Origin of the sequence: Nostoc sp. CHAB 5715 (genome assembly GCF_020829685.1) — a bacterium.
GTDB lineage: Bacteria > Cyanobacteriota > Cyanobacteriia > Cyanobacteriales > Nostocaceae > Nostoc.
Map to the genome: position 1 here is coordinate 1 of NZ_JAIVFR010001075.1, position 2,372 is coordinate 2,372.

At 38.4% G+C, this 2,372-nt stretch carries 4 protein-coding genes; 2 read left to right on the forward strand and 2 right to left on the reverse strand.

All coding sequences use genetic code 11. The features are described 5' to 3' along the window. Window positions 1-86: 86 nt before the first annotated feature. Window positions 87-767, reverse strand: a complete 681-nt coding sequence (locus LC574_RS36060; protein ID WP_229458419.1) for an NADPH-dependent F420 reductase — start codon at window positions 765-767, stop codon at window positions 87-89. Between the two features lie 73 nt (window positions 768-840). Here LC574_RS36060 and LC574_RS36065 point away from each other — a divergent pair, with 73 nt between their 5' ends. Both LC574_RS36065 and LC574_RS36070 read left to right on the forward strand, forming a co-directional pair. After that, window positions 841-1,446 (forward strand): Uma2 family endonuclease, encoded by a 606-nt coding sequence (locus LC574_RS36065; protein ID WP_229458421.1) that lies wholly within the window; start codon window positions 841-843, stop codon window positions 1,444-1,446. A 70-nt stretch (window positions 1,447-1,516) separates the two neighbouring features. Further along, window positions 1,517-1,801, forward strand: coding sequence for a DUF5678 domain-containing protein (locus LC574_RS36070; RefSeq protein WP_229458423.1), 285 nt, complete (start codon window positions 1,517-1,519; stop codon window positions 1,799-1,801). On the opposite strand, the gene LC574_RS36075 is transcribed toward LC574_RS36070, so the two are convergent. Continuing rightward, window positions 1,776-2,372, reverse strand: a 597-nt coding sequence (locus tag LC574_RS36075) for a hypothetical protein (RefSeq protein ID WP_229458424.1), incomplete at its 5' end; no start/stop codon positions are given. The two genes, LC574_RS36070 and LC574_RS36075, sit on opposite strands and share 26 nt — an antisense overlap.

Sequence of the window (2,372 nt, forward strand, 5' to 3'; positions counted from 1 at the left end):
AGATTCTGGTGTTTTACTGTACTGAGATGCAATGAATTAAGCAAGTCGATTGCAGCAATGTATTCAATCAATAATCTGACTTACGTTCATTTCAAACTCGAAGCTTGCCGTCCACCCAAACGTTGTTCTGAGGCTGTAGGTAAGACATTGACAGAGATAGTTGCATAAACACCCTGTTTTTGACCACCTATAATCAAACGAATAAAATCTCCTAAACCTTCAACCAATCGAGCATTACGTAAAACACCAGAATCTACTGCTAAAAATCCGATTTCTTGGGCAAGCCCCATCACTGTTTTTCTGGCTTGTTCATCATCTCCTGCAACAAAAACAGAAACTCCATAATCCTTTAGTGGTTCAGGTGCTAATTCAAAAACTTCCTGCGCCATCGTATTAAAAGCTTTTACCACCCGCGCTTGAGGTACATCTTTAGCAAGCTTTTCGGCTAGAGATTCTACTATTGGTGGATAAGCAAATCCTTCAGGAATATCCTGATTATTGCAATCAATAATAATTTTATTGTTGAGAACTTCAGGATGAGAAAGCAACTCTTTTGGCATAATGTTGCGTACTGTCCACAAAATTATATCAGCAAATGCCGCCGCCTGATCATTTGTACCACCTTGCGTTCCGCGTCCTGCGAACTCTGCCGTTGCTTTTCCTTTTTCGGCATCACGAGAGCCAAAAAATACTTCATGCCCCTGCTCTGCCCAGAGAATACCAAGAGAGCGTCCCATGTTTCCAGTGCCAATAATTCCAATCTTCATGAGTTAACCCTCATTTCACCGTAGATTGTGAAAAGATTATAGTTAAAGCAGGTGAAGTAGCCACAAAGCAATTATGACCACCAACTTACCTGTAGCCACAGAAATTATACCAATGGTTTTGCAATTGCAACCTGCGATCGCACTAACCGAAGATCAGTTTTATGAGTTTTGTCAGCTAAACCGTGATTTTCGTATTGAACGCAATGCTGCTGGAGAATTAGTGATTATGTCCCCTACTGGTTCCGAAACTGATGAACGCAACTTTAACTTAGTTGGGCAGTTATGGGTATGGACAAAGCAAGATGGTACAGGTGTAGGCTTTGGTTCCAGTGGTGGGTTTACTTTACCTAATGGTGCGGTGCGATCGCCAGATGCGGCATGGATAAAACGCGATCGCTGGGAAGCGATACCACCAGAACTGCGAAAGAAATTTGCACCGATTTGTCCTGAGTTTGTGATTGAATTGCGTTCCCAGAGCGATCGCTTGCAAATTTTGCAAGACAAGATGCAAGAGTATATTGATAATGGCACGCAACTGGGTTGGTTAATTGATAGAAAACAACGCCGAGTTTTTATTTATCGTCCTAATATTGCGGTTGAGGTATTAGATAATCCTAAAACCCTTTACGGTGAACCTTTACTACCTGGGTTTGTTTTGGATTTAAGTCAGGTTTGGTAGTTCAAATCTTGCACCAGACAATTAATATTCGTGCTAGAAATATTTCACATTTACGGACAAAATTAAATATATGAACACAACACCCTCTAAAAGAGAAGCAGATGAAATACTCAAGTGGTTGAATCGTAACCGCCAGATGTTATTAGATTTATATAAAAATCAATATATCGCTTACAATGCAAATGGAATAATTGCTCATAGCGAAAACTTACGCGAAGTTTTAGCATTAGCTAATGCTGCAAAACAGCCTTTTTTAATTTACCTTGTTCCCCGTTACACTGTTTCTTTTTATTTTACCAATTCGCTTTTGCCCCAGACGAAATTTAAGGTTAGCTCCATCCAAAACGTTTCTTAACATCTGCAACGTTTATTACTGCTGCAACTAACTTGTAGCAAAATTCTTTTTCTTGTCCTAAAGGTTGAAAAGGTTCACCTAAACTAATAGTTAGTGTAAATTGATCAGGTTCAAAATCTTCCAATTCTAGTTCTTCTATAACTTCTTCACAAGAATATATTCCTTCTTTAAAATACTTGAGTTTATCTATCCAGATAGGATCTGTAATTGGTAAATCATATAAATGTTCACCTAAGAAGAAAAGAGAACGGAATTTTTTTTCATTTGGATAATTACCCTTACTATTAATTTGCCATTGGAGTTGATTTGGCTTTACCAATGCTAATGAAGACGGAAGCGGTGATTTTTTCAGTTCCTCATAGCTTACTTCTTTATCTAAACTGCCTAACAGTTCGGCACAAGAAGATTGCTTTTTAATTTCTGGATTTAGAAACTGTCGAGCTTGATTCAATGTAGGATTTCCTAAATTTTCCCATAATTGATTATGCTTGATGAGCCAATTTTCGGGTTGGTGGCATCTCGGCTCAGGTTTAATACATGGAACTCTTATAATGTCAAATATTTGAGGTTC